At 47.0% G+C, this 22,106-nt stretch carries 22 protein-coding genes and 1 other annotated feature; of the genes, 11 read left to right on the forward strand and 11 right to left on the reverse strand.

Annotation, left to right across the window (positions count from 1 at the left end; translation table 11 throughout):
* Positions 1–8: 8 nt before the first annotated feature.
* The 7 genes from hisF to hisG form a co-directional block, all read right to left on the reverse strand.
* Positions 9–782 (reverse strand): imidazole glycerol phosphate synthase subunit HisF, encoded by a 774-nt coding sequence (hisF, locus tag AC5YBX_RS08260; protein ID WP_494524733.1) that lies wholly within the window; start codon positions 780–782, stop codon positions 9–11.
* Complete coding sequence (hisA, locus tag AC5YBX_RS08265; RefSeq protein ID WP_494519246.1) at positions 764–1,501, reverse strand: 1-(5-phosphoribosyl)-5-[(5-phosphoribosylamino)methylideneamino]imidazole-4-carboxamide isomerase; 738 nt, start codon at positions 1,499–1,501, stop codon at positions 764–766. Before hisA ends, hisF begins: the two co-directional genes overlap by 19 nt.
* Positions 1,498–2,169: an imidazole glycerol phosphate synthase subunit HisH gene (gene hisH, locus AC5YBX_RS08270; protein WP_494519245.1), complete on the reverse strand. Its 672-nt coding sequence runs from the start codon at positions 2,167–2,169 to the stop codon at positions 1,498–1,500. Before hisH ends, hisA begins: the two co-directional genes overlap by 4 nt.
* On the reverse strand, positions 2,166–3,233 hold the full coding sequence (gene hisB, locus AC5YBX_RS08275) for a bifunctional histidinol-phosphatase/imidazoleglycerol-phosphate dehydratase HisB (RefSeq protein ID WP_494519244.1): 1,068 nt from the start codon (positions 3,231–3,233) through the stop codon (positions 2,166–2,168). Before hisB ends, hisH begins: the two co-directional genes overlap by 4 nt.
* 81 nt (positions 3,234–3,314) lie before the next feature.
* Positions 3,315–4,358: a histidinol-phosphate transaminase gene (gene hisC / locus AC5YBX_RS08280; protein ID WP_494519243.1), complete on the reverse strand. Its 1,044-nt coding sequence runs from the start codon at positions 4,356–4,358 to the stop codon at positions 3,315–3,317.
* A 1-nt stretch (position 4,359) separates the two neighbouring features.
* Positions 4,360–5,676 (reverse strand): histidinol dehydrogenase, encoded by a 1,317-nt coding sequence (gene hisD / locus AC5YBX_RS08285; RefSeq protein WP_494521628.1) that lies wholly within the window; start codon positions 5,674–5,676, stop codon positions 4,360–4,362.
* Between the two features lie 43 nt (positions 5,677–5,719).
* On the reverse strand, positions 5,720–6,619 hold the full coding sequence (gene hisG / locus AC5YBX_RS08290; RefSeq protein WP_494524734.1) for an ATP phosphoribosyltransferase: 900 nt from the start codon (positions 6,617–6,619) through the stop codon (positions 5,720–5,722).
* A 67-nt stretch (positions 6,620–6,686) separates the two neighbouring features.
* Positions 6,687–6,807, reverse strand: a sequence feature (His leader region).
* 341 nt (positions 6,808–7,148) lie between these two features.
* Between hisG and yoaA the strand changes: the two genes are divergently transcribed.
* The gene (gene yoaA, locus AC5YBX_RS08295) at positions 7,149–9,083 is read left to right on the forward strand and encodes a DNA repair helicase YoaA (protein WP_494519241.1); all 1,935 of its coding nucleotides are present in this window, start codon (positions 7,149–7,151) and stop codon (positions 9,081–9,083) included.
* Positions 9,084–9,273: 190 nt separating this feature from the next.
* On the opposite strand, the gene AC5YBX_RS08300 is transcribed toward yoaA, so the two are convergent.
* Positions 9,274–10,572, reverse strand: a complete 1,299-nt coding sequence (locus AC5YBX_RS08300; protein ID WP_494519240.1) for an NAD(P)/FAD-dependent oxidoreductase — start codon at positions 10,570–10,572, stop codon at positions 9,274–9,276.
* Between the two features lie 518 nt (positions 10,573–11,090).
* Between AC5YBX_RS08300 and tsaB the strand changes: the two genes are divergently transcribed.
* The 7 genes from tsaB (at position 11,091) to rnd (ending at position 18,166) form a co-directional block, all read left to right on the forward strand.
* Positions 11,091–11,804 carry a tRNA (adenosine(37)-N6)-threonylcarbamoyltransferase complex dimerization subunit type 1 TsaB gene (gene tsaB, locus AC5YBX_RS08305; protein WP_494519239.1) on the forward strand — a complete coding sequence of 238 codons (714 nt, stop codon included), beginning with the start codon at positions 11,091–11,093 and terminating at the stop codon, positions 11,802–11,804.
* Between the two features lie 184 nt (positions 11,805–11,988).
* Positions 11,989–12,354, forward strand: a complete 366-nt coding sequence (locus tag AC5YBX_RS08310) for a hypothetical protein (RefSeq protein WP_494519238.1) — start codon at positions 11,989–11,991, stop codon at positions 12,352–12,354.
* A gap of 168 nt (positions 12,355–12,522) precedes the next feature.
* Positions 12,523–13,209 (forward strand): M50 family metallopeptidase, encoded by a 687-nt coding sequence (locus tag AC5YBX_RS08315; RefSeq protein ID WP_494519237.1) that lies wholly within the window; start codon positions 12,523–12,525, stop codon positions 13,207–13,209.
* 77 nt (positions 13,210–13,286) lie between these two features.
* Positions 13,287–14,120 (forward strand): class I SAM-dependent methyltransferase, encoded by an 834-nt coding sequence (locus AC5YBX_RS08320; RefSeq protein ID WP_494519236.1) that lies wholly within the window; start codon positions 13,287–13,289, stop codon positions 14,118–14,120.
* Positions 14,121–14,126: 6 nt separating this feature from the next.
* Positions 14,127–15,014: an alpha/beta fold hydrolase gene (locus tag AC5YBX_RS08325; RefSeq protein WP_494524735.1), complete on the forward strand. Its 888-nt coding sequence runs from the start codon at positions 14,127–14,129 to the stop codon at positions 15,012–15,014.
* A gap of 211 nt (positions 15,015–15,225) precedes the next feature.
* Complete coding sequence (gene fadD, locus AC5YBX_RS08330) at positions 15,226–16,899, forward strand: long-chain-fatty-acid--CoA ligase FadD (RefSeq protein WP_475516723.1); 1,674 nt, start codon at positions 15,226–15,228, stop codon at positions 16,897–16,899.
* A gap of 157 nt (positions 16,900–17,056) precedes the next feature.
* Positions 17,057–18,166 carry a ribonuclease D gene (gene rnd / locus AC5YBX_RS08335; protein ID WP_494524736.1) on the forward strand — a complete coding sequence of 370 codons (1,110 nt, stop codon included), beginning with the start codon at positions 17,057–17,059 and terminating at the stop codon, positions 18,164–18,166.
* 184 nt (positions 18,167–18,350) lie between these two features.
* Here rnd and minE read toward each other — a convergent pair whose 3' ends face one another.
* Genes minE through minC form a run of 3 tightly spaced genes read right to left on the reverse strand, consistent with a single transcriptional unit; the run spans position 18,351 to position 20,111 of the window.
* A complete protein-coding gene (gene minE, locus AC5YBX_RS08340; RefSeq protein ID WP_110458020.1) occupies positions 18,351–18,608 on the reverse strand; it encodes a cell division topological specificity factor MinE in 258 nt (85 codons plus the stop codon).
* A 2-nt stretch (positions 18,609–18,610) separates the two neighbouring features.
* Positions 18,611–19,420 (reverse strand): septum site-determining protein MinD, encoded by an 810-nt coding sequence (minD, locus tag AC5YBX_RS08345; RefSeq protein ID WP_494519233.1) that lies wholly within the window; start codon positions 19,418–19,420, stop codon positions 18,611–18,613.
* Positions 19,421–19,445: 25 nt separating this feature from the next.
* The gene (gene minC / locus AC5YBX_RS08350; RefSeq protein WP_494519232.1) at positions 19,446–20,111 is read right to left on the reverse strand and encodes a septum site-determining protein MinC; all 666 of its coding nucleotides are present in this window, start codon (positions 20,109–20,111) and stop codon (positions 19,446–19,448) included.
* Between the two features lie 123 nt (positions 20,112–20,234).
* On the opposite strand from minC, the gene AC5YBX_RS08355 reads away from it, so the two are divergent.
* From AC5YBX_RS08355 to AC5YBX_RS08365, 3 genes are all read left to right on the forward strand, one after another.
* Positions 20,235–20,516, forward strand: coding sequence for a YcgL domain-containing protein (locus tag AC5YBX_RS08355; protein WP_494519231.1), 282 nt, complete (start codon positions 20,235–20,237; stop codon positions 20,514–20,516).
* Positions 20,517–20,549: 33 nt separating this feature from the next.
* The gene (locus AC5YBX_RS08360; RefSeq protein WP_494519230.1) at positions 20,550–21,539 is read left to right on the forward strand and encodes a lytic murein transglycosylase; all 990 of its coding nucleotides are present in this window, start codon (positions 20,550–20,552) and stop codon (positions 21,537–21,539) included.
* 80 nt (positions 21,540–21,619) lie between these two features.
* Entirely contained in the window at positions 21,620–22,060 is a 441-nt protein-coding gene (locus AC5YBX_RS08365; protein ID WP_494519229.1) for a YcgN family cysteine cluster protein, read from the forward strand.
* Positions 22,061–22,106 lie beyond the last annotated feature (46 nt).

Here is a 22,106-nt window from a genome sequence, read left to right on the forward strand (position 1 = left end):
GCTTGCGGTTACAAACGCATCTGGATGCCATTATCTTGTAGGTAACGTTTTAATGCTTGAATGTCGATGATCCCTTTATGAAATACACTGGCAGCCAATGCCGCATCCACTTTGGCCTCTTCAAAGACTGCTTTAAAATGCGCCATAGTACCGGCACCACCTGAGGCAATTAAGGGGACATCGCATATCGCTCTGATCATTGAGAGCTGTTTTATATCATAGCCTTGGCGCACGCCGTCTTGGTTCATCACATTGAGTACGATCTCGCCACAGCCGCGTTTTTGCACCTCTTCGACCCAGTCTTGGGTATACCACTGGGTATCTTTGGTGGCGGCTTCATCCCCTGTAAACTGCTTGACCTTGTAGCTATTGCTGTCGGCGTCGTAGAAGGAGTCAATACCAATGACGATGCATTGGCGGCCAAACTCATCTTGCAGGCGATCGATAAGATTTGGATCGCTTAAAGCGGGTGAGTTTATCGAGATTTTATCGGCGCCAAAGGCAAGCTTTTCTCGCGCTTGAGCAATCGTTTTTATTCCGCCCGCAACACAGAAGGGGATATCAATCTGCTCGGCAACCCGGCTCACCCAACTTTTATCAACCACACGGTCGTGTGCGCTGGCGGTAATATCATAAAACACCAGTTCATCGGCGCCCTCAACGGCGTAACGTGCGGCCAAAGGGACTATGTCGCCAACAATTTCATGGTTACGAAACTGGACGCCTTTAACCACTTTACCTTCGCGGACATCGAGGCAGGGGACTATGCGTTTGGCCAACATTGGATAGCCTCCTCGACACTAAAGTTTTCAATTAATAGGGCTTTGCCGATAATAATACCGCTGACGCCACTGTCTCTTACTGCGGCAACGTCCTCGAGAGTAGCAATACCACCAGACGCTTGCCATGCAATATCGGGATAACGCTGCGCGATCTCTTGGTATAATTCGGTGTTACTGCCTTTCAGGGTGCCATCACGACTAATGTCGGTCACCAGTGCGTGTTTTAGGCCATAAGGTGTAAAGGCTTCCACTAAGGACTCTAAGGTTTTACCGCCACCCGATTGCCAGCCTGACACGGCAACGATTTTCTCGCCCACGTCATTGATATTGACATCGAGGGCTAAACAGATGGCGTCGCTACCATATTTGGTAAACCAACTTTGCACCAGTGCCGTCTCTTTCACCGCGAGTGAGCCTATCACCACTCGTTTGACGCCAATATCCAGCAGCTCCGCTACTTGGGCTTCGCTGCGAATGCCGCCGCCCACTTGAATATTGGCATCAAGCCCGTTCACTAGCTCAGCTATCAATGCTGTTTGGCGTAGTTCGGGATCTTTGGCGCCTGTAAGGTCAACGATATGTAGCCACTGGGCGCCCTGTGCTTGATAAGATTGCAGTTGGCTTAATGGACTTAAGGCAAAGGTGGTTTGCTGGTTATAGTCACCTTGATAGAGGCGAACCACTTGGCCGTCGATAAGATCGATTGCGGGGATAATCATTGGGCGACCTCCGGTTTTTGTGGATTTAGACTGTCACGGGTCATTTTCATAAAGTTTTTCAGGATCTGAGCGCCAATGGCGGCACTTTTTTCAGGGTGAAACTGCACCCCCATAAAGTTATCCTTGGCGATGGCCGCACTAAAGGGCTCGCCATATTGACTGCTAGCAATGGTGTATTGGCTGATCGGCGCGCGGTAGCTATGAACAAAATAGACGTAACTGCCAGCGGCAATTCCTTCAAATAGTGGATGGGCCGTTGGCGTTATCTGGTTCCACCCCATGTGCGGCAGTGGCAGCCCGTGGCTATCGAGATCGCTAATCTCGGTGTCGATAAGTCCTAAGCAGCGACAACCGTCAGTGCTGTTTTTTACTGCAAAGTTACCGCGCTCAGTCGAAGAGTTGGTCATAATCTGCATGCCAAGACAGACGCCGAGTACGGGTTGGCTCAGTGACTTAATGGTATCAACGAGGGCTTTGTCATTAAGTGAGGCCATTGCCGCTTGAGCGCTACCGACACCAGGCAATACTACGCGGGTAGCGGCTTTGATCTTGGCTAAATCGTCGCTGATTTGAACATCGGCGCCGATACGCTCAAACGCATAGCGAACCGAGCTTAAATTGGCACAGCCAGTGTCTATGATAATGGTGCTGGCTCTATCATTGCTCATAACACACCTTTACTTGATGGCAAGGCATCACCTTCGACTTTGACGGCTTGGCGAAGGGTGCGACCAAGCACTTTAAACAGACTTTCGACCTTGTGGTGATCGTTATCGCCATTGGTGGATAAGTGCAGGGTGCAGCGCAGGCCATCGGCGAAAGAGCGGAAAAAATGTGGCACCATTTCGGTGGCCATCTCGCCCACCATTTCACGCTCAAATTGACCGTCAAACTTGATGAACGGCCGTCCTGATAAGTCCAGCAAACATGAGGCACTGGCTTCATCCATAGGGATGCTAAAGCCAAAGCGGGCGATGCCGCGCTTATCACCTAGGGCTTGCCTTAGTGCGTCACCAATGGCTAAGGCGGTATCTTCGACGCTATGGTGATCATCAATTTCTAAGTCACCATCGACGCTAACATCCATCTTAAAGCTGCCGTGGGTGGCAATTTGATCGAGCATGTGGTCAAAAAAGCCGATGCCAGTATTGATGTCGCTTTTCTGCTGGCTATCTAAATCAATGGTGACGCGAATGTCGGTTTCTTTGGTGGTGCGCACGACCGTTGCGACGCGATCGCTGCAAAGGAGCTTATCGGCAATCGCATCCCAGTTTAGGGTCTCACGGTTGTACTGCAGTCCGGCTATTCCCATGGCATCGGCAAGACCTAAATCGGTTTCTCTGTCGCCAATCACGGCAGAGGCGGTAAAGTCGACGCGGCCTTCGGTAAGGTAAGATTTAACTAACCCCAGTTTAGGTTTGCGGCAACTGCAGTTCTCATCATTAAAATGAGGGCAGATCAGCACGTCATCGAAGACCACACCTTGGCTGGTTAAGATCTGCATCATCATGTTCTGCGGCGTGTCAAAATCATCTTTAGGGAACGAAGGCGTGCCCAACCCATCTTGGTTACTGACCATCACGAGTCGATACCCCGCTTTTTGCAGCTTAAGCAGCGCAGGGATCACCTGTGGCTCAAAGACCAACTTGGCTAAACTATCAACTTGCTTGTCGGTGATTGGCTCTTCGATGATGGTGCCATCTCTATCGATAAAAAGGATCTTTTGTTTCATCTTTATTCTACCTTCAATGTCAATTCTTATTCTGTGCCACTAGTTAGGGTTATATGGGTCAATATCAGTGCTTCACGGCCATTAATCGACAAGCAGTTTGATTAACGTATCCGTTTGTTCATCACTGGCAAAACTAAAGCGAATGCTGTTAGCAAGGGCGGGATCTTTATAGGCGCGGGCCACGACACCCCCTTGCTTAAGTTTATGTTGGATATCGGTGACATCATTAAAGGTCGCCAACACAAAGTTGCCATTGGCGGGCAGAACTTGAGCGCCGATACGCAGCAGTGCCTCACTGAGTCGTAAACCATTCTGTTTAAGTTGGCTAACCTGTTGTTGCATAGTGTCGATCCCTTGGGAGCTGAGCGCCTCGCAAGCAAGATTCGATACTGGCAAAGGCACAGGGTAGGGCGCGATGACTCGCATCACCATCTCAATAACCATCTTATTGGCGAGCATAAAGCCGCAGCGTGCGCCAGCCAATGCAAACGCTTTGGACAAGGTGCGCAGCACCACAAGGTTATCAAACTGGTCGATAAGGTTAGCAACGCTATAGTCGGGGCAAAACTCAATATAGGCTTCATCGACAACGACGAGTGCATCAGGCAGCTTAGTGATAACCTGCGCTATTATCTGTGGGCTAATGACGGTGCCAGTAGGATTGTTGGGGTTACAAATAAACACTAGTTTGGCATCGCTAACTTGCTCTGCGATATCATTTGGCAGTTGATATCCATCATTGAGACGCAGGGCATTAACACCGACATTAAAGGTTTGTGCGCTAATGGCGTACATGCCATAGGTCGGGCCAAAACAGGCAATGCTATCTTTGCCGGGTACACAAAAGGTGCGAATTAACAGCTCGATAGCTTCATCAGCACCGCGACTGGTGAGGACTTGACCGGCATTCACACCTGCATATTTGGCATACGCATTAATAAGTGCTGGTGGCTGACATTCAGGATAGCGATTGAGGCCGTCGATATCACTATTGTTAAACGGTGACTCATTGGCATTGACCCAAACCTGTCCTTCACCACCAATGCGGCGCGCAGACTGATAGGGCTGCAGCGTCAGCAGCTCTGGGCGTGCTAGTCGCTCGGCAATAGTTAACTTCTGCTCCATATTAAGCTCCCTTATCCGTACTTGTTGCCGTATCAATACTAAGCAGGCGCACTGCAATGGCATTCTTGTGGGCATCGAGTTGCTCGGCGCTGGCAAGTGTCATCACGCTTTGGCCTAGCCCCATTAAGCCTTCGGCACTGAGCTCTTGCACGGTAAAGCGGCGGCTAAAATCGGCAAGTGATAGGCTAGATACGGCTCTGCTATAGCCGTAGGTGGGTAACACATGGTTAGTGCCACTGGCATAATCACCCACGGATTCTGGTGTGTAGGCACCTAAAAATACCGAGCCCGCAGCGCGAATTTGTCTGAGCAGTTCACGAGGTGCATTGGTTTGAATAATTAAGTGTTCAGGGCCATAACGGTTGGACACTTTAGCGGCTTCATTCATATCGCTAACCAGTAAGGTGCGGCTGCAACTTAGCGCCGTCTTCGCTATATCGGCTCTAGATAACAGGGCAAGTTGTTGCTGCAGCGCTTGATTGACCTCATTAGCGAGTTTTTGGCTGTCGGTGACCAGCATCACTTGCGAGTCTGGACCGTGCTCCGCTTGAGACAATAGGTCGGCGGCGATAAAACTGGCGTTCGCGTCTTTATCTGCGATAACTAAGACCTCAGAAGGCCCAGCTGGCATATCGATACTCACCACGCAGCGACTATCTTGCGATACTAGACGTTTAGCTTCGGTGACATAACGATTACCTGGGCCAAAAATCTTATCGACAGCAGGTATCGACTCAGTGCCTAATGCCAAGGCGGCGATGGCTTGGGCACCACCGACTTGAAAAATCTCTGTGATCCCACATGCATTGGCAGCATAGACAATGGCATCATCAATGGGCGGGGGGCTGACGAGCACACGTTGCTCACATCCCGCAATTTTGGCTGGCAGTGCGAGCATCAATACGGTGGATATGAGCGGCGCACTGCCTCCAGGAATATAAAGCCCTACTTTCTCGATGGGCTCACTACGAAGTTCGCAGCGCACGCCCGTTTGAGTTTCAACATCAATGCCTTGAAAGGCTTGCGCTTTATGGAAGGTTTCAATATTGTCCATAGCTTGGGCTATGGCGGTCTTTATCTCATCGCTAACTCTTGCGCAGGCGGCTTCTATCTCAATATCAGACAGTGCAAGCTCATCCAACTCGACGCCATCAAACTGCTTTGAAAATTGCTTGAGCGCGATATCTCCCTCGTTAGCCACTTTATCAATAATGGTTTTGACACTTTGCTCTAGCGCCAAATCGCCAACGAGGGGAGAGCGTTGCAGTGCTTGTTGTTGCTCGCCAAGGCTTAACTCTGCCCACTTAAGTTGTTGCATCTTGACCTTAATCGCATCGGTACTCGTCGTTAATGTCATAGTGTTAACCCATCATTTTTTCGATTGGCATGACCAGTATTGAACTGGCTCCGAGCTGAGTGAGCTCCTCCATGGTATCCCAGAACAGATCTTCAGTGCTTACCGCGTGGATAGCGACGCGATTGGTATCATCGTTTAGGGGCAGTACGGTTGGGTTTTCAGCGCCAGGTAATAGGGCCACGATTTGATCGAGAGTTTCGGTAGGCGCGTGCAGCAGAATATATTTACTCTCTTTAGCGTGTACAACGCCATTGATACGAGAAAGAATCTTGTTGATCAGCGCTTGTTTGTCAGGGGTTTGCTCTTGAGTCGATTGAATGATGCAGGCCATAGAGCGGTAGATCACTTCAGTTTCGTACAGGCCATTTGCTTCTAAGGTGGCGCCAGTTGATACCAAGTCGCAGATCCCATCAGAAAGGCCTGCACGAGGGGCAACTTCGACCGAGCCCTTAAGCATACAGTCGCGATAACTTATGCCCTTTTGCTGCATATAACGGCGAAGTAGGTTCGGGTAAGAGGTGGCGATGCGCAGTCCTTCGAGTGAGGTCGCATCTTGATAATTAAATTCATTAGGTACAGCCAGTGATAGTCGACACGCGCCAAAATCAAGCTCTCTTAGCTTAAGGCATTCAGCAGGTTTGCCGATGGCTTGACGCTCAATCTGCTCCTCTTCAAGCACGTTTTCACCTATGATCCCCAGATCAACCACGCCATCCATCACAAGGCCAGGGATATCATCATCACGCACCCGCAGCAGGTCGATTGGCATATTGTCAGAGTGTGCGATAAGGCGCTGCTCGTTAACGTTAAACTTAACACCACAACTTTTTAATAGCTTTTGTGATTCTTTAGACAGGCGCCCCGATTTCTGAATGGCGATACGTAATCTGCTTGACTCTGACATAACTGACTTCCTCTATGGTTGATTCAATAATTTTTTAAAACTGTTTTAAAACAAAATATTAAGCTAGAAACTAAAAACCCCCGGAATTCCTTCCAGGGGTTTTTGATCTGTCTTGAATCAACCACCAGAAGGAAATAGTCCTCCGGCAGTAAGCGTCCGAAGGCTACCGCATATGATGGTGATGATGGATAGTGTTCAAACGCTGGGTCATGTTCTTTTCTCGTGTAATCATTTGCTAAAGCGGCGATGCTGTCGCCTGAGTTGTATTTAAACTAATCAAGATTGGGTGTTTATGCAACCCCTAATTTGCATAATTAGTGATCTTCATCTTCAAGCTGCGCGGGAAAAGGCGTTGTGCATAGTCAAAATGGTTTTGGCCGTAGTGAAGTCTCTTTGTACGTCGTAAAATCGGTTGGGTGGTGAGCCGTAAAGGTAACAAGTTTTGTCAGTGAGATAATGCCGACCACTTGTGCTCAGAGATGAAACACGGATAATGCCCACACAATAGCACTGACAACCCTATGATGGATTGAGATTGACGAGCAGCAGATTAACCCAAGAAGTGGCGCGTATTTTCGCTGATGACGGTGTTATAGCCCAAGGCGTTAGCGGCTACAGTTGCCGCCCGCAGCAGCAACAGATGGCAGCTTTAGTCAGCCAAGCGATGTCGCGTGCAGACAACTTGGTGGTTGAAGCGGGCACTGGTGTGGGTAAAACCTACGCGTATTTGGTGCCAGCATTGCTCAGTGGTCAGCAAGTTATCATCAGTACCGGCAGTAAAAACCTACAAGAGCAATTGTTCTTTAAAGATATTCCTGCATTGCTGGCGATGCTCGATATCAAACTAAACGTCGCGTTACTCAAAGGCCGCAGCAACTACCTTTGCCAGCTCAATATGGAGCGGCAACTCAACGGTGCCGATGTGATGGACAGTCAAGTCCTTGACGATCTGCTGCGAATCAATCAATGGGCTGGACATACTCAAGATGGTGATATCGGCGGTATCCATAGTGTGTCAGAAAACTCAGCAGCCTTGCCTTTGGTGTTCAGTTCAAAAGAGAGTTGTATTGGTAAAGCTTGCGAGCATTATGAAGCCTGTTTTACCCGTAAAGCGCGGCAAAAGGCGATGGATGCCAAGGTGATTGTGGTTAATCATCACCTGTTTTTTGCCGACAGTGTGTTGAAAGAGACTGGCTTTGCCGAGTTGTTGCCCGATACCGACGCCGTTATTTTTGACGAGGCACATCTGCTGCCCGATATTGCAGTCACTTACTTTGGTCAGCAGCTGAATATTAAAAGCGTGATTAACCTGATCGAACGCTTTGCCCAGCTTTACCGTGAATCGATGACAGACTCAGCGCAGATAGCGTCGATGACGGCCCGCTGTTACACCTTAATTGAGCAGTGGCAAGCTCAAGTCTTTGCTACCGAACAAGTCAATTGGCGTTATCTGCTGGCCGACAAAGCGATAATGACAGCCTCATGGGCGCTGTTACAAGAGCTGACCGCCTATCAGACCCTGTTAATGGGGTACCTTGGCCGCAATGAAGAGTTTGATGATAGCGTCGAGAAACTTAATCAGCAATTAAGTAAATTAGCGGTGTTTTTTCAATGCGATAATCACAACAGTGCCTACAGTATTGAATACGGTTATCGGCATATGACGCTGCGAATATCGCCAATTAATGTGACCAAAGAGTGCCAGGCATTATTTAGGGCCGATACCAGTTGGATTTTCACCTCGGCGACGTTACAAATTAATCGTGATTTAGGCTTATTTACTCAGGCATTAGGATTAAAAAGCGCGCAAACGGCTATCTTAGACAGTCCATTTGATTATGCGCGCCAAGCGCTATTTTGTGTGCCGCGTCATCTCGGCAGCGTCAGTCAACACGACAATGCCACTAAGCAGTTGGTTGATGTGGCGATAAAAGCCATCAATGCCGCTAAAGGTCGCACTTTTATGCTGTTTACCAGCCATCGAATGCTTAATCAGGTGGCCCAAGCGCTGCACGGGCGAGTGCAATATCCCTTATTAGTACAAGGGCAGGCGGGCAAACAAACCTTGCTGAAAAAGTACCGCCAATTGGGTAATGCCGTCTTGTTGGGTACGGGGGCATTTTGGGAGGGCGTTGATGTGCGCGGTAAACTATTAAGCTGCGTCATTATCGATAAACTGCCGTTTATGTCACCCGATGACACCTTGTATAAGGCAAGGGCCGAGGGGGTAATGCGTGATGGACTCGATCCCTTTATGAGTTTGTCATTGCCCCAAGCCGTGATCACCTTAAATCAGGGCGTAGGTCGATTGATCCGTGATGAAAAAGATCGCGGCGTGTTGATTTTATGCGATAACCGTATCGTTAATCGCCCCTACGGACAGGCATTTATCAACTCTTTGCCACCTATGCACCGCACCCGGGATCTTGACCAAGCGATTACCTTTTTGCAGCAGATAGATTGAGCGCCAACAGACGGCAACGCTCACTTTTAAGGCTGGCATTGATAACTGATTTTTAAGCGCTGAAGTTAAACGCATAAGTGAAATCGATCACATGGCATCTTGTCTTTATGCTATTTATGCTAATAGCGACTTGGCGGCTCAAATAAACAGTGCACACAGACTGTTTATTTGAGGATGCGAGTGATTGAGTTTAATGCAGTTTCATTCTGGGGCGCACCACGCGCATCATTTTTTCTGCCATCCATAATGCCAAGGTTTTCGGTATGCCATGGATAGCCTTTTGATGCATACGGTATAGCGAGATATACATAAAGCGAGCGATCTTCCCTTCAACAAACATGCTGTTTTTGGTTAAGTTACCCATCAAGCTACCGACGGTACTGTAACGCGATAGATTGACTAAAGAGCCGTGATCGACATAAACATAGTCTTGTAATGGCTGTTGTTTTATCTCGGCAAGCATATTGTGTTCAACACATTGGGCCATCTGATGTGCCGATTGTGCGCGCGGTGGGACAAAACTGCCATCGGCTTGCTGGCATGCACAGCAGTCACCAATCACATAGACGTTATCATCTTGGGTACTTTGCAATGTGCCTTTTACCAGAATTTGGTTGGCGCGGTTAAGTTCGAGCCCCTCAATCTGTTTAATAAACTCGGGGGCCTTAACCCCAGCGGCCCATAACATCAGGTGCGCATCGATGAGTTCATCATCGGCGGTGATAAAACCTTGCGCCGAGGCTTGATTAATACGGGTGTTTTCTCTGATATTAACGCCCAGTGCCGTTAACTCACGAGCCGCACTGGCGGCAATCCGCTCAGGTAACGCAGGTAAAATACGCGGGCCCGCTTCAATCAAGCTGATGCTCAGTTTATCGGCGGTCATTTTACTTAAACCGTACATTTTGAGTTGCTCGGTGACATGGTATAGCTCTGCCGACAGCTCAACGCCTGTGGCGCCGCCGCCAACAATGGCAATTTTTAGTGCGCCGAGTTCATCCGATTGATGCACCCGAGTAAAGCTGTCTAACAGTGCATTATGGAATCGATTGGCTTGCTGGTGGGAGTCTAAAAAGTAGCAGTGCTCTTGTACCCCAGGGGTGCCAAAATCATTACTGACACTGCCAACAGCGATGACTAATTTATCATAACTGAGCTGCCTGCTGGGGAGTAGGGCTTCCCCATTAGCGTTTATGATCGGGGCAAGCGTAATGCTCTGAGCCTTAAGATCGACATGATTGAGCTCGCCTAATTGAAATTGATAACCGTGGCGCACCGCATGGGCCGAATAGACCACACCATCGAGATCGGCATCGAGTGAGCCGGTGGCGACTTCATGGAGTAGCGGCTTCCAAATATGGGTGCGGTTTTTATCGATTAAGGTGATCTCCGCTTGGCCTTTTTTCCCTAGTTTAAGCCCCAGTTGGGTTGCAAGGCCTAGGCCTCCAGCGCCGCCACCCACAATAATGATCTTAAGTGGTGGGCTCATACTTGTATCCTGTGTCATGGTGGTGCCGATCCTTGTGGTCAGAATGTCTTATGGGCTGAGTATTTTGGCTATTTGGCCTTTATGGTATCGTTTTTAATCAATTTGACCATGAAATAATTTTCAACAAGGTGAGTCTTGCCAATTGGCTCAAAATACGAAAGCCTTTTTACGTACCGCAGTTGCGTGATGGTAATGGTAGCGATCTATGAGCTGCTACTTGATGTTATTGGCTTATGTTGCGCTTATAATAGCGAGGTTATGATGCGGGAAGGTGAACACAAGTGCGCTAAGCGGCGCAATATCTTGAGTTAGCTTTAGTCTATGCCCGCTTTTGGGCTATACCTGATTTGAATTTACGTTATAATCGGCGTCATTAAATATGTTGTCGTCCCTCGATTACTGTGATTCTCAATTACTGTGATTATTGTACCGAGTCATATCGCTAGCCGATACTGGTTACCTTAATGAACATCGATTGACGATTAACATCTGCTTTTATTCCTATTTTGGTTAGATTAATGCCTGATAATACAGACAATGCTTCATCCTTGACCCTGCTTGCGCTAGACACCTGCACCGAATCTTGCTCGGTGGCCTTAAGCTATCAGGGGCGAGTGTATGCCCAGCAGGCCGATGCGCCGCGTGAACACAGCCAAAGGCTATTACCTATGGTCGATAAGGTGCTCAATGATGCCAATATTGGGTTAAGTGATGTTGACTTGATAGCCTATGGCCGCGGCCCTGGCAGTTTTACCGGTATACGCATCTGCACGTCAATGACTCAAGGATTAGCGTTAGGCCAAGACTTACCTGTAGTAGGTATTTCAACTTTACAGGCGATGGCGCAGGCGACGATTGAGCTCCATGGCGCGGCGCAAGTCGTGGCTGCCATCGATGCCCGTATGGGCGAAGTCTATTGGGGCGAATTTATCAATCAAGCGGGTATAGCGACACTGATTGGCCGGGAAAGCGTGTGCGCTCCTGTTGAAGTCAGCCGTGCTTTAGATTATCAGCAAGCGGTGATGGCTTGTGGCACCGGCTTTGATGCTTATCCTGAGTTGCTTATCGAGGGAATGTTGCTGGCAGCAGAAGCCAAGTTTCCCGAAGCTAAATATATGTTGCAACTAGCAGAGATAGCCCATGACGTTGGACAATCGACTGATGTAGAAGGGCTTCAACCTGTCTATTTGCGTGATACCGTTACGTGGAAAAAGTTGCCCGGGCGTGAGTGATCTGTTTTAAACTTATAGCAATCGGCTTTTAGTAGATGCTAGTTGTTGTCTTTGAAGTTAAGCCTAACAAATTCATACTGCTGAAAGCGAGGTGATCGTAACTCGCTATAAATGAGTCTATATCGATAATCTAACCATTGCCGTGGCGCACAGCAGAATCAAGCGCCACACTGTGAGGTAAGTTATGCAGATCCAATCCGGTCATGTGCTGCGCAGCAATACATTGCCAAGCGCCACAAACATCAGTGACAGCATTGCGCCGCTTAAGACGGCGCAAGTTTTGCCTGCGATTATTGATGTCAAAGCGATTGAGTCTAGCGATCTATTGCGCCAACAAGGCCAGTCAGGCGCAACTGAGGTGGAGCTTGGTAATGCTGATAACGCAGACAACTCAAGTGCCATGCAACTTGACGCCCGTCTCGATGCCAAGCTCGAGTATGAGCAGAATACTCAGGCCAAGCAAGGCGCGATTTCTACTTACCTACAGCATGAACATGCCGCGCAGCGAGAAGCTATTTCGCAAATGGTGGGTATCGATACTTATGCATAAGCGGCTCAGCGCGGGCAGGCTTTGGTGGTATTTAACTGCTTTTGTCTCCGCATTGTTGTTAGCTGTCTATGGCGCGCAAAAATCCTTATTGTCACTTAGTGTCTTAGCTTATTTTTTTGCCTGTACTCGTTATTTGAGTAACGGTCACTTGCCTAGGTGGAGTCACTAATGGCGCTGCATAGTCAATCCACTGCGCCCAATGCCATCGCAGTCCCCAGCCGTGGTCAATTTATTATCGAACTACTGCTGGCACTGATACTTACGCGTATTCCCTATCTCAGCGTGCCCTTTAAATGGCTAGAGAGTTATTTTCATGAGCTCTCTCATGGCTTGGCAACTTTGCTAACTGGCGGCGCCGTTAGCCATATCCAGCTATTTCCTAATGGTGCCGGGCTCTGTTTTAGCCAAGGGGGGTGGCCTGTAGCCATCGGTTTTGCCGGTTATTTTGGTGCAGCCTTATGGGGATTACTGATTTTTAATTTAGCCACGTGGCGTCAGGGGATACGGCTTAGCTTTGCTTTGTTAGGCTTAGCGGTGTTGTTAACCATGTTACTGTGGGGGCGCGATCTGTTGACGCTGGGTATTTTGTCGCTATTAGCCTTGCTGTTTTTATTACCGTTAAAGTTAAGTCACAGCCCACCGTTGACGCTATCACTTAGGGTGATGGCATTAATGGTGATGCTCAATGCTTTGGCCAGCCCGGCGGTGTTATTTGGCTTAACAGGTCAGGGGGATGCCGCAATGTTGGCGCAGTTGACATGGATGCCGGCTGTGTTTTGGGTGACACTCTGGTTATTGACCAGCCTGCTGATGTTGTGGTTGTGTTGGAGTAAGGTTGACCGCTTATCAAAATAAACATTACTCCTTGTTTGTTTTTATTTAATTTCCTCATAGAGACTGATAGGTTTAAGTCTTTGCTGAGGAGATATTTAATGAAATCCATGCCGTTATTCAATAATCTGCTATTACCTTCTGTGCTTGTAGCGAGTCTATTTAGTGGCCATTTACTGGCGCAACCCGAGGTAGATACTCATCTGAGCGCCGCCTTGAACAATGACTTAAGACAAGCAGACAATATTGCTCGTGACGCCTATAGGCATCCAGCTGAAACACTCACTTTTTTTGACATAAAACCTAACGATACAGTCATAGAATTGTGGCCAGGTGGACGGTGGTATAGCGAGATTTTGGCGCCATATTTAGCCGCTGAAGGACACTATATCGCTGCAAACTTCGATGCAAACCCTCCAGAAGGGATTAAGTTACCTGGATATCAAATTCGTTTAGGCAAAGCATTAGCGCAGTGGCTGGATGACAATCGCGCTGTGCTTGGTCAAGCTTCATTCTTGGCGTTCGATCCACCACGCCTGACCGAGTTAGGTGAAGATAACAGTGTCGATGCTGTGCTGACTTTTCGTAATCTGCACAACTGGGCCAATTCAGGCCAGTTAGAAAATGTGTTTGACAGTGCGTATCAGGTGCTCAAACCCGGTGGAGTACTGGGCATTGTTGAGCATAGGGCTAAGCCCGGAATGGCGTTAAGCTCTGGTTATATGCTGCAAGATGAGATCATCGATTTGGCGCAAAAATCAGGCTTTACTCTAGTGTCTAGCAGCGAAATTAACGCCAATGACAAAGACAGCAAAGATCACCCTAAAGGGGTGTGGACCTTGCCACCAAGCCTGAGGTTGGGTGAGCAAGACAAGCAAAAATACCTCGCAATAGGCGAAAGCGACCGCATGACACTCAAATTTATCAAAAAGTAGTAATAAATGCCTGACAAAAAGAGCTTGCTATGGCAATCTTGCAGCGCAGAAAATGAGGTGACGATTCAGTTGCCTCATATTCGTTTAGCCGCAAGAGTATGGGGAAGTGACGATAAGCCATTAATACTGGCATTGCATGGATGGTTAGATAATGCCAACAGCTTTGCGCCATTAACCCAGAATCTTGATAACTTCCAAGTGTTAGCCATTGATTGGCCTGGGCATGGTCGCTCAGAACATCGACCCGGCGCCTATCCGCTGCATTGGGTTGATTATCTTTATGATGTCGATATTTTGCTTGATGCTGTGATGGCGATTAAACCCGTTTATGCGGTGATGGGCCATTCACTTGGTGCGATTGTTGCGTCTGCTTATAGCGCAGCCTTTGCCGATAAAGTGCCCCACTGGATATTGATTGAAGCGATGGCGCCGCTGTTTGAAACCCCTGTGAATAGTCGGCAGCGATTGACTCGAAGTTTTCAAGGTTATCGGCGCTTATTGGAAAAAAAGAGCGCGCCTTCACGGAGCTTTTCACTTGAGAGAGCCGTAACGGCTAGGCATCGTTTGACCGGACTGGCCACGCCTTGGTGTCGACTTATCATTGAACGTAATGTGAATGGTGAGACTGCTCTGCGATGGCGTACCGATCCTAGGCTTACCTTGGACTCGCCGATGCGGCTTAATCTTGAACACGTGACAGGATTAATGCAAGGCCATACTGGTCGTGTGTTGTTGATTACTGCACGGGATGGTTATCAACGCGAGCCGAAAATCACTCAGCAAGTATTGGATTGGTATCAGGCAATAACCCATGTGGAACTCGATGGCGACCATCATCTGCATATGGGCAATGCACAGCAGGTGGCTAGGCACATTTATGAATTTTTAAGCTGACATGAGTCAGTCGATTGAATAATCATCGGTACGCAAAATTAGTCTAGGATTTTTACTCTAATTATGTGATGATGTTCAAAATTAAAACGCCCGTATGATTTTTGGGTGTTACTTACAATATTGATAAGTCAGTGTTTAGTTTCTATTATTTGAAACGATTAGTGATTGATTTCATTCACAATAACTCTGCCTCTGGATTTAGGAGAGACTAGTGGAACAGCTTTGGACGAACAATTTACCCGATGATGTACCCGCCATTATTAACGAGAAACAGTACAGTTCGTTAATCGATCTGTTTGAAAGTTCAGTGGCAAAATATGCCGATCAGCCTGCATTTGTGAATATGGGCGCGACACTGACTTACCGTAAACTCGAAGAGCGTAGCCGTGCGTTTGCCGCCTACTTACAAAATGAACTTAAGCTGCAAAAAGGCGATCGCGTTGCCATCATGATGCCAAATTTGTTGCAATATCCTATTGCGCTATTTGGTATTTTGCGTGCAGGTATGGTGGTGGTCAACGTCAATCCACTGTATACCCCGAGAGAATTAAAGCACCAGCTTAATGATTCGGGTGCCAAAGCGATTGTTGTGGTCTCTAATTTTGCCAGTACGCTGGAAGAAGTGGTTGAAGACACTGCTGTTGAAAGCGTAATTTTAACCGGACTCGGTGACTTACTGAGCGCGCCTAAACGCACCTTAGTGAATTTCGTGGTGAAATACATTAAGAAGATGGTGCCTAAATATCACCTTCCACATGCCATTTCGATGCGTCGCTCTTTATCTAAAGGCCGCCGCATGCAGTATGTTAAGCCGTCTCTTGATGCCGATGACGTGGCCTTTTTGCAATATACCGGTGGCACCACTGGCGTCTCTAAAGGTGCGATGCTCACTCATGGCAACATTGTCAGTAATCTACTGCAAGCCGATGCCGCTTACTCTCCTTTACTGGAAAACGGCAAAGAGTTTGTGGTCACGGCGCTACCCCTATATCACATCTTTGCACTAACGGTTAACTGCTTATTGTTCCTACATAAAGGAGCAAATAATCTATTGATCACCAACCCGAGAGATATCCCAGCGTTTGTGGCTGAGTTAAAGAAGCACCCATTTACGGCACTGACCGGGGTGAATACCCTGTTTAATGCCTTGGTGAACTCTAAAGAGTTTCAGGCGTTAGAGTTTTCTGCGCTTAAGCTGTCTATTGGCGGTGGTATGGCGGTGCAACGTGCGGTAGCCGATAAGTGGCAGGGGCTCACCAAGACTAAATTACTAGAAGGTTATGGCCTAACTGAAGCTTCACCTCTGGTGGCCTGCTGCCCTTATAATCTTGAAGGCTATAACGGTTCGATTGGCTTTCCTGTTGCCAATACCGATATGCAAGTGCGTGATGATGACGGTAATGTATTAGCGCAAGGGGAAACGGGAGAGTTGTTTGCTAAAGGCCCACAGATAATGAAAGGCTATTGGCAGCGTCCTGAAGAAACGGCCAAGGTCATCGATGCCCAAGGCTATCTCGCGACCGGCGATATAGGTTACATGGACGAGCAAGGGTTTTTCTTTATTGTCGATCGTAAAAAAGACATGATCTTGGTGTCAGGTTTTAATGTGTTTCCTAATGAAGTCGAAGAGGTAGTTGCACTGCATCCAAAGGTGATAGAAGTCGCTGCCGTTGGTGTACCTCACGAGGTCAGTGGCGAATTGGTGAAGATTTTTGTGGTCGCTAATGATAAATCTTTGACCGAAGAGCAGCTAATTAAGCATTGTCGTCATCATTTGACGGGATATAAAGTGCCTAAGCTGGTAGAATTTAGGGATGAGTTACCTAAGAGTAATGTCGGCAAAATTTTACGCCGCGAACTCCGCGATGAGGCCAAATCTGCGTAGTTAAGCTTAGTTAGTAGAGATTAGGTATTAACCGTATTAATGTTAACTCAAAGCCGGCGCTTATTGCCGGCTTTTGTGTTAATCGCGGTGACATTAAACAAGCGCACGTTGAATTAATGTCACTGCGATAAGTAAAGCCGTGTTTGGGGAGATGAGATTGTTAGCGTTTCAATATGTAGAGGATGATGCAAGCCTAACTGAGCTTGTGGCGCAGTATAGTCAAGCGAGTGTGCTGGTGCTGGATACTGAGTTTGTTCGCACACGCACCTATTATGCGCGTTTAGGCTTAATTCAGGTGTATGACGGGAAATCGTTGGCCTTAATCGATCCATTGGCGGTGAATGATCTCAGCAGTTTTTGGGCACTGTTCCAACGTGACGATATTATTACAGTGTTGCACTCTTGTAGTGAAGATCTCGAAGTGTTAGCAAAATATGGCCTATGCCAGCCTAAAGTCTTGTTCGACAGCCAAATTGCTGCGGCCTTATGTGGCTTGGGGCATGGCTTAGGTTACGCTAAGTTGGTAGAGCACTGTTTAAATATTACCTTAGATAAAGGTGAGTCACGTACCGACTGGCTTAAGCGCCCTTTGAGCGAGGCGCAGTTACATTATGCGGCCAATGATGTCGAATACCTCTATCAGCTGTATCCGCAACTGGTGATTAAGCTTGAGGCGACGGGCCGATTAGCTTGGCTTTATGAAGAAGGTGAGCGCATGACGCAAGGGCGCCTTGATGCTCCCGATGGTGAAGCGGCTTACCTTAAAGTGAAAAATGCTTTTCAGCTTAACCCTAAACAGCTGGCATATTTAAAAGTGCTGGCTAAATGGCGTCTTGAAAAAGCCCTTGCCAAAGATTTAGCCCTTGGTTTTGTGATTAAAGATCATGCATTGATCGCGCTAGCTAAAAAACAGCCTAAAACAACAGCCGATATCTTTAAGATGTCTGAACTTACTGAGCAAGAAAAGCGGGTTCATGCTAAGGCGATAGTGGCTGTGATGGCCACCGTGGATCTGGCTAATTTGCCTAACGCGATTGATGTGATTGCATTAAAGCCGGGCTATAAGTCGGCCTTTAAAAATATCAAAAACTGTTTAACAGAGATTGCCGAGCAGCAGGATGTGCCGATGGAGCTGATTGGCTCAAAACGTCATATTCATGAATATTTACAGTGGCGCTGGGAAGGGCAAACGGGGGATTTACCGCTAGTATTGTGCGGTTGGCGAGCTTCACTGGTACAAGATAAACTGCAGCAGTTGGTCATTTAACTTCAGTGCGCAGTTAGGCTTACATCATGATGTTGTTTGACTCATGAATAAGTTCCATCGATAAGCCTTCATCAATAAGTTGTCATAATAAATAAGCCCTCATCATGAGGGCTTATTTGTCTCGGTACCAATTTACTGTTTGCCACCTTATCAAGTTAAACAGTATGTTGGGTGAGATGGCGGACTATTTTTCAGGCAAGGTCACGTTCAGTTCAAGTACCGATAGGTGGTCATCGTTTTGATCTAGCTGCACAGTCACTTGGTCTGAGTCAATCTGCACATACTTACGGATCACTTCGATGATCTCTTGCTTCATCGCAGGAAAATAGTCAGGCACATCGCGCTCACCACGTTGGTGGGCCACAATGATTTGCAGTCGCTCTTTGGCAGTAACTGCAGTGCTCGGTGTTTTCTTGGTTTTAAAATAATCGAGTAAAGACATAATTAGCTACCAAATATCCTTTTTAAGAATCCTTTTTTCTCTTCGGTGATAAAACGCATCTCAACGTTTTCACCGACTAAACGGGCCACACTGTCAGCATAAGCCTGACCAGCATCGCTCTCTTGATCTATGATGACGGGAATACCAGAGTTTGAGGCTTTTAATACCGCTTGAGACTCAGGAATAACCCCTAAAAGTGGGATGGCTAAAATTTCTTCAACGTCAGCCACGCTCAGCATTTCACCTGTTGCCACACGAGTAGGCGAGTAACGGGTTAACAATAAGAACTCTTTGACAGGCTCTAAACCGTCTTCAGCGCGCTTAGATTTACTCTGCAACATGCCTAAGATACGGTCTGAATCGCGCACTGAGCTAACTTCTGGGTTGGTCGTGACGATAGCGATATCGGCAAAGTAGAGTGCCATCATTGCGCCTGTTTCAATTCCGGCGGGAGAATCGCAAATAATGTACTCGAACTCTTTACGCAGTTCGTCAAGCACTCGGCCAACGCCTTCTTTGGTCAGCGCGTCCTTGTCTCGAGTTTGCGAAGCCGGCAAAATATACAAATTGCTGGTACGCTTATCTTTGATTAAAGTCTGGTTTAAATTGGCTTCGCCGTTAATCACGTTGACGAAATCATAAACCACCCGACGCTCACAACCCATTATTAGGTCGAGGTTGCGTAAGCCGATATCGAAATCGACTACGACTGTTTTATGTCCTTTTAAGGCCAACCCAGTGGCTATCGCTGCGCTAGAAGTGGTTTTGCCCACTCCGCCTTTACCTGAAGTGACAACAATGATTTGTGCCATGTGCATTTCTATCCTTAATGTGTTGCTATAGCGATAACGCGTCGAGGGTAAGGCTGTCACCTTCGAGCCGAATACAACCGCTTTTTATCGTGGCATGTGCCTGAAGATTTTCGGTTAGCCAATATTGTCCAGCGATGGACACAAGTTCTGCGTCCAGCGTTTGTGCAATAATGACGGCATTTTTGTCACCATTGGCACCCGCCATGGCTTTACCTCTAAGACTACCGTATATATGTATGCTGCCATCTGCAATCACTTCAGCACCATTACCCACAGCGCCGACAATAATGAGATCGCCATTTTGAGCGTAGATCTGCTGTCCTGAGCGAATGTTTTGTTTCACTATTTTGGTGGTTCTGGGTAACTGCGGTTGGTTAGCACTCTGTTTACCGGATTTAATGATGGCTAGCCCAAGTGATTTGGCCTGATTGGCTATAGCGCTTGGTGCCCCAGTGATCCCAACAATCACTAAATTACGAGACAGTAGCAAGTCTTTTAGCCCCGCTAAAGGGTAATTGGCATCATTAATACTGCTTAAATTTACCACTAGCGGTGCACCGATAAAAAATTGCGGCGCAATAGCTAATTTACTGTCTAATTCAACGGCAACTTTATTGAGATCAGCATGATTAATGTGCAGTACTGAAAGCGTAAATGAAGAGCCTTTTAATTCGAGGCTAGGTTTCTGCATTCCTAATTTTGCTCTTTATAAAATAAACCAGCTTAGCCAGTTAGAAATTACTATAATCCTAGGCCACATGGTATAGTGTGCCTCATTTGCTGGCAAGTTGAATAAACAGGAAATTCCCCCAATATGATCTGTGCAGTATATAAAAGTCGATTAAAAGCTGACTGTTATCTATTTATTGAAAAACGTAATGAATTTGAGCGGGTTCCCGAGGCTCTGATGCAGATGTTTGGTGTACCAGAATTAGTCATGATAGTGCCACTAGATAAGCGTCAACATTTAGGCATTGCCGATATTAATAAGGTAAAGGTTGAACTTAAAGAGAAGGGCTATTATCTTCAGTTACCGCCACCACCCAAAAATCTTCTTGAAGAATATAAGCAAGAGATAGGCTATAGCCGCGACTGATTATTTGCATGACTAATTAATAAAGGAATATGCATGTTTGTAAATACCTTGTGGGGAACCTTACTATTATCCACTGTATTATCAATAGCAGTGGTCGAAGCAAAGTCTTCAGAGCTCTCGTTTGAGCAATATCTTGATGTGTTACAACAACAAGCCTTAAATGAAGGGGTTTCTGCGACCACAGTCAAACAGGTATTTCCGCAAATTAAGTTGTTTAAGAAGGCGTCGTTTAATGCCAATATGCCCGAATCGCCATCTAACTTAGAGCAATATTTATCTTACTTAGTACCAGAGTCTATCGTTACTCGTTCTAGAAGCCTGTATAAGGCGAATAAAACACAATTTGATCTTTTAGGCGAACAATATGGCGTACAGCCTCGTTTTATCATCGCTTTATGGGGGCTGACATCTCAACTAGGAGATGATGTTGGTCATTATCCCGTATTAACTGTGGCGGCATCAAATGGCTATCGCGGTGATAACGAAGTGGCAAACCGTCAAGCATTTATGGATGCGCTCAAGCTTATTGAGCATAAGCAGGTTGAGTTTGCAGAGCTTAAAAGTAACGCGTTAGGCAAAATGGGCTATGCACACTTTACTCCTAGCGATTATGCGCGTTTTGCTAAAGATGGTGATAATGATGGCGTTATCGATATCTGGAGCAATCTAAGTGATGCGTTTGCCTCCACGGCTTATTATTTAAACCAATTAGGCTGGAATGACGAGGCAACCTGGGGTCGACAAGTACAAGTGCCAAAGGCGATTCCCCGAGATCTGATTGGCTTAGAGACGCACAAGAGCTTTGCTCAGTGGCAGGCATTAGGTGTTAAGCGTTTCGATGGCTCCAATTTACCAAGCAGGCAAGATATGCAAGTATCGCTCATTATGCCCGACGGCATCAACGGTCGTAAGTATTTGGTGTATGACAATTATCGAGCATTGACCCAATGGAACCCTTCTGACTTTTATGCCTTGTCTTTGACCTATCTATCCGAACGAATTAAATTTCCAGCCATTAAGTAGCTTGGTACTGGCATCTGCCGCATTAGGCTAAAATAGTGTAAACTCGCCTGCGTTTGTAGGCATTTTGTAGAATGAGAACTATGGCTTTTTGGAATGAAAAATCTCTAGCACAATTAACCAGTGAAGAGTGGGAGTTGTTGTGTGATGGTTGTGGCAAATGTTGTTTAAATAAGGTTATCGATGACGAGACAGAGGAGTTGTATTACACCAATGCTTCCTGTCAATTACTTGATGCCCAGCAATGCCAATGTCGCCATTATGAGCAGCGTTTTGACTTCGTTCCAAGCTGCACTAAAGTGACACTCGATAATATTGCGGATCTCACGTGGTTACCCGACAGCTGTGCATATCGCCGGCTATATTTAGGTCGTAGTTTACCCAGTTGGCATCCGTTAATCGCTGGCGATAAACAGATGATGCATGCACTGGGTATGTCGACTCAAGATAAAGTGGTTAACGAGACTAAAGTGAAATACTTAGAAGATCATATAGTGTTATGGCCGCTCAAGGATTGTGAGTAACTGTGCCTACCTATATTGACTTTGCCATACTGAACGATTAATCGTT

Source organism: Shewanella sp. 492 (assembly GCF_059338445.1).

Excerpts from the sequence above, each read along its gene's own strand:
- hisH (WP_494519245.1), bottom strand. The coding sequence starts at position 2,169 with ATGAGCAATGATAGAGCCAGCACCATTATCATAGACACTGGCTGTGCC.
- hisB (WP_494519244.1), bottom strand. The coding sequence starts at position 3,233 with ATGAAACAAAAGATCCTTTTTATCGATAGAGATGGCACCATCATCGAA.
- minE (WP_110458020.1), bottom strand. The coding sequence starts at position 18,608 with ATGTCTTTACTCGATTATTTTAAAACCAAGAAAACACCGAGCACTGCA.
- AC5YBX_RS08300 (WP_494519240.1), bottom strand. The coding sequence starts at position 10,572 with ATGAGCCCACCACTTAAGATCATTATTGTGGGTGGCGGCGCTGGAGGC.
- AC5YBX_RS08310 (WP_494519238.1), top strand. The coding sequence starts at position 11,989 with ATGCAGATCCAATCCGGTCATGTGCTGCGCAGCAATACATTGCCAAGC.
- AC5YBX_RS08365 (WP_494519229.1), top strand. The coding sequence starts at position 21,620 with ATGGCTTTTTGGAATGAAAAATCTCTAGCACAATTAACCAGTGAAGAG.
- minC (WP_494519232.1), bottom strand. The coding sequence starts at position 20,111 with ATGCAGAAACCTAGCCTCGAATTAAAAGGCTCTTCATTTACGCTTTCA.
- hisG (WP_494524734.1), bottom strand. The coding sequence starts at position 6,619 with ATGTCAGAGTCAAGCAGATTACGTATCGCCATTCAGAAATCGGGGCGC.
- hisC (WP_494519243.1), bottom strand. The coding sequence starts at position 4,358 with ATGGAGCAGAAGTTAACTATTGCCGAGCGACTAGCACGCCCAGAGCTG.
- hisA (WP_494519246.1), bottom strand. The coding sequence starts at position 1,501 with ATGATTATCCCCGCAATCGATCTTATCGACGGCCAAGTGGTTCGCCTC.
- AC5YBX_RS08360 (WP_494519230.1), top strand. The coding sequence starts at position 20,550 with ATGTTTGTAAATACCTTGTGGGGAACCTTACTATTATCCACTGTATTA.
- hisF (WP_494524733.1), bottom strand. The coding sequence starts at position 782 with ATGTTGGCCAAACGCATAGTCCCCTGCCTCGATGTCCGCGAAGGTAAA.
- AC5YBX_RS08355 (WP_494519231.1), top strand. The coding sequence starts at position 20,235 with ATGATCTGTGCAGTATATAAAAGTCGATTAAAAGCTGACTGTTATCTA.
- AC5YBX_RS08325 (WP_494524735.1), top strand. The coding sequence starts at position 14,127 with ATGCCTGACAAAAAGAGCTTGCTATGGCAATCTTGCAGCGCAGAAAAT.
- AC5YBX_RS08315 (WP_494519237.1), top strand. The coding sequence starts at position 12,523 with ATGGCGCTGCATAGTCAATCCACTGCGCCCAATGCCATCGCAGTCCCC.
- minD (WP_494519233.1), bottom strand. The coding sequence starts at position 19,420 with ATGGCACAAATCATTGTTGTCACTTCAGGTAAAGGCGGAGTGGGCAAA.
- hisD (WP_494521628.1), bottom strand. The coding sequence starts at position 5,676 with ATGCAACAACTTAAGTGGGCAGAGTTAAGCCTTGGCGAGCAACAACAA.
- tsaB (WP_494519239.1), top strand. The coding sequence starts at position 11,091 with ATGCCTGATAATACAGACAATGCTTCATCCTTGACCCTGCTTGCGCTA.
- AC5YBX_RS08320 (WP_494519236.1), top strand. The coding sequence starts at position 13,287 with ATGAAATCCATGCCGTTATTCAATAATCTGCTATTACCTTCTGTGCTT.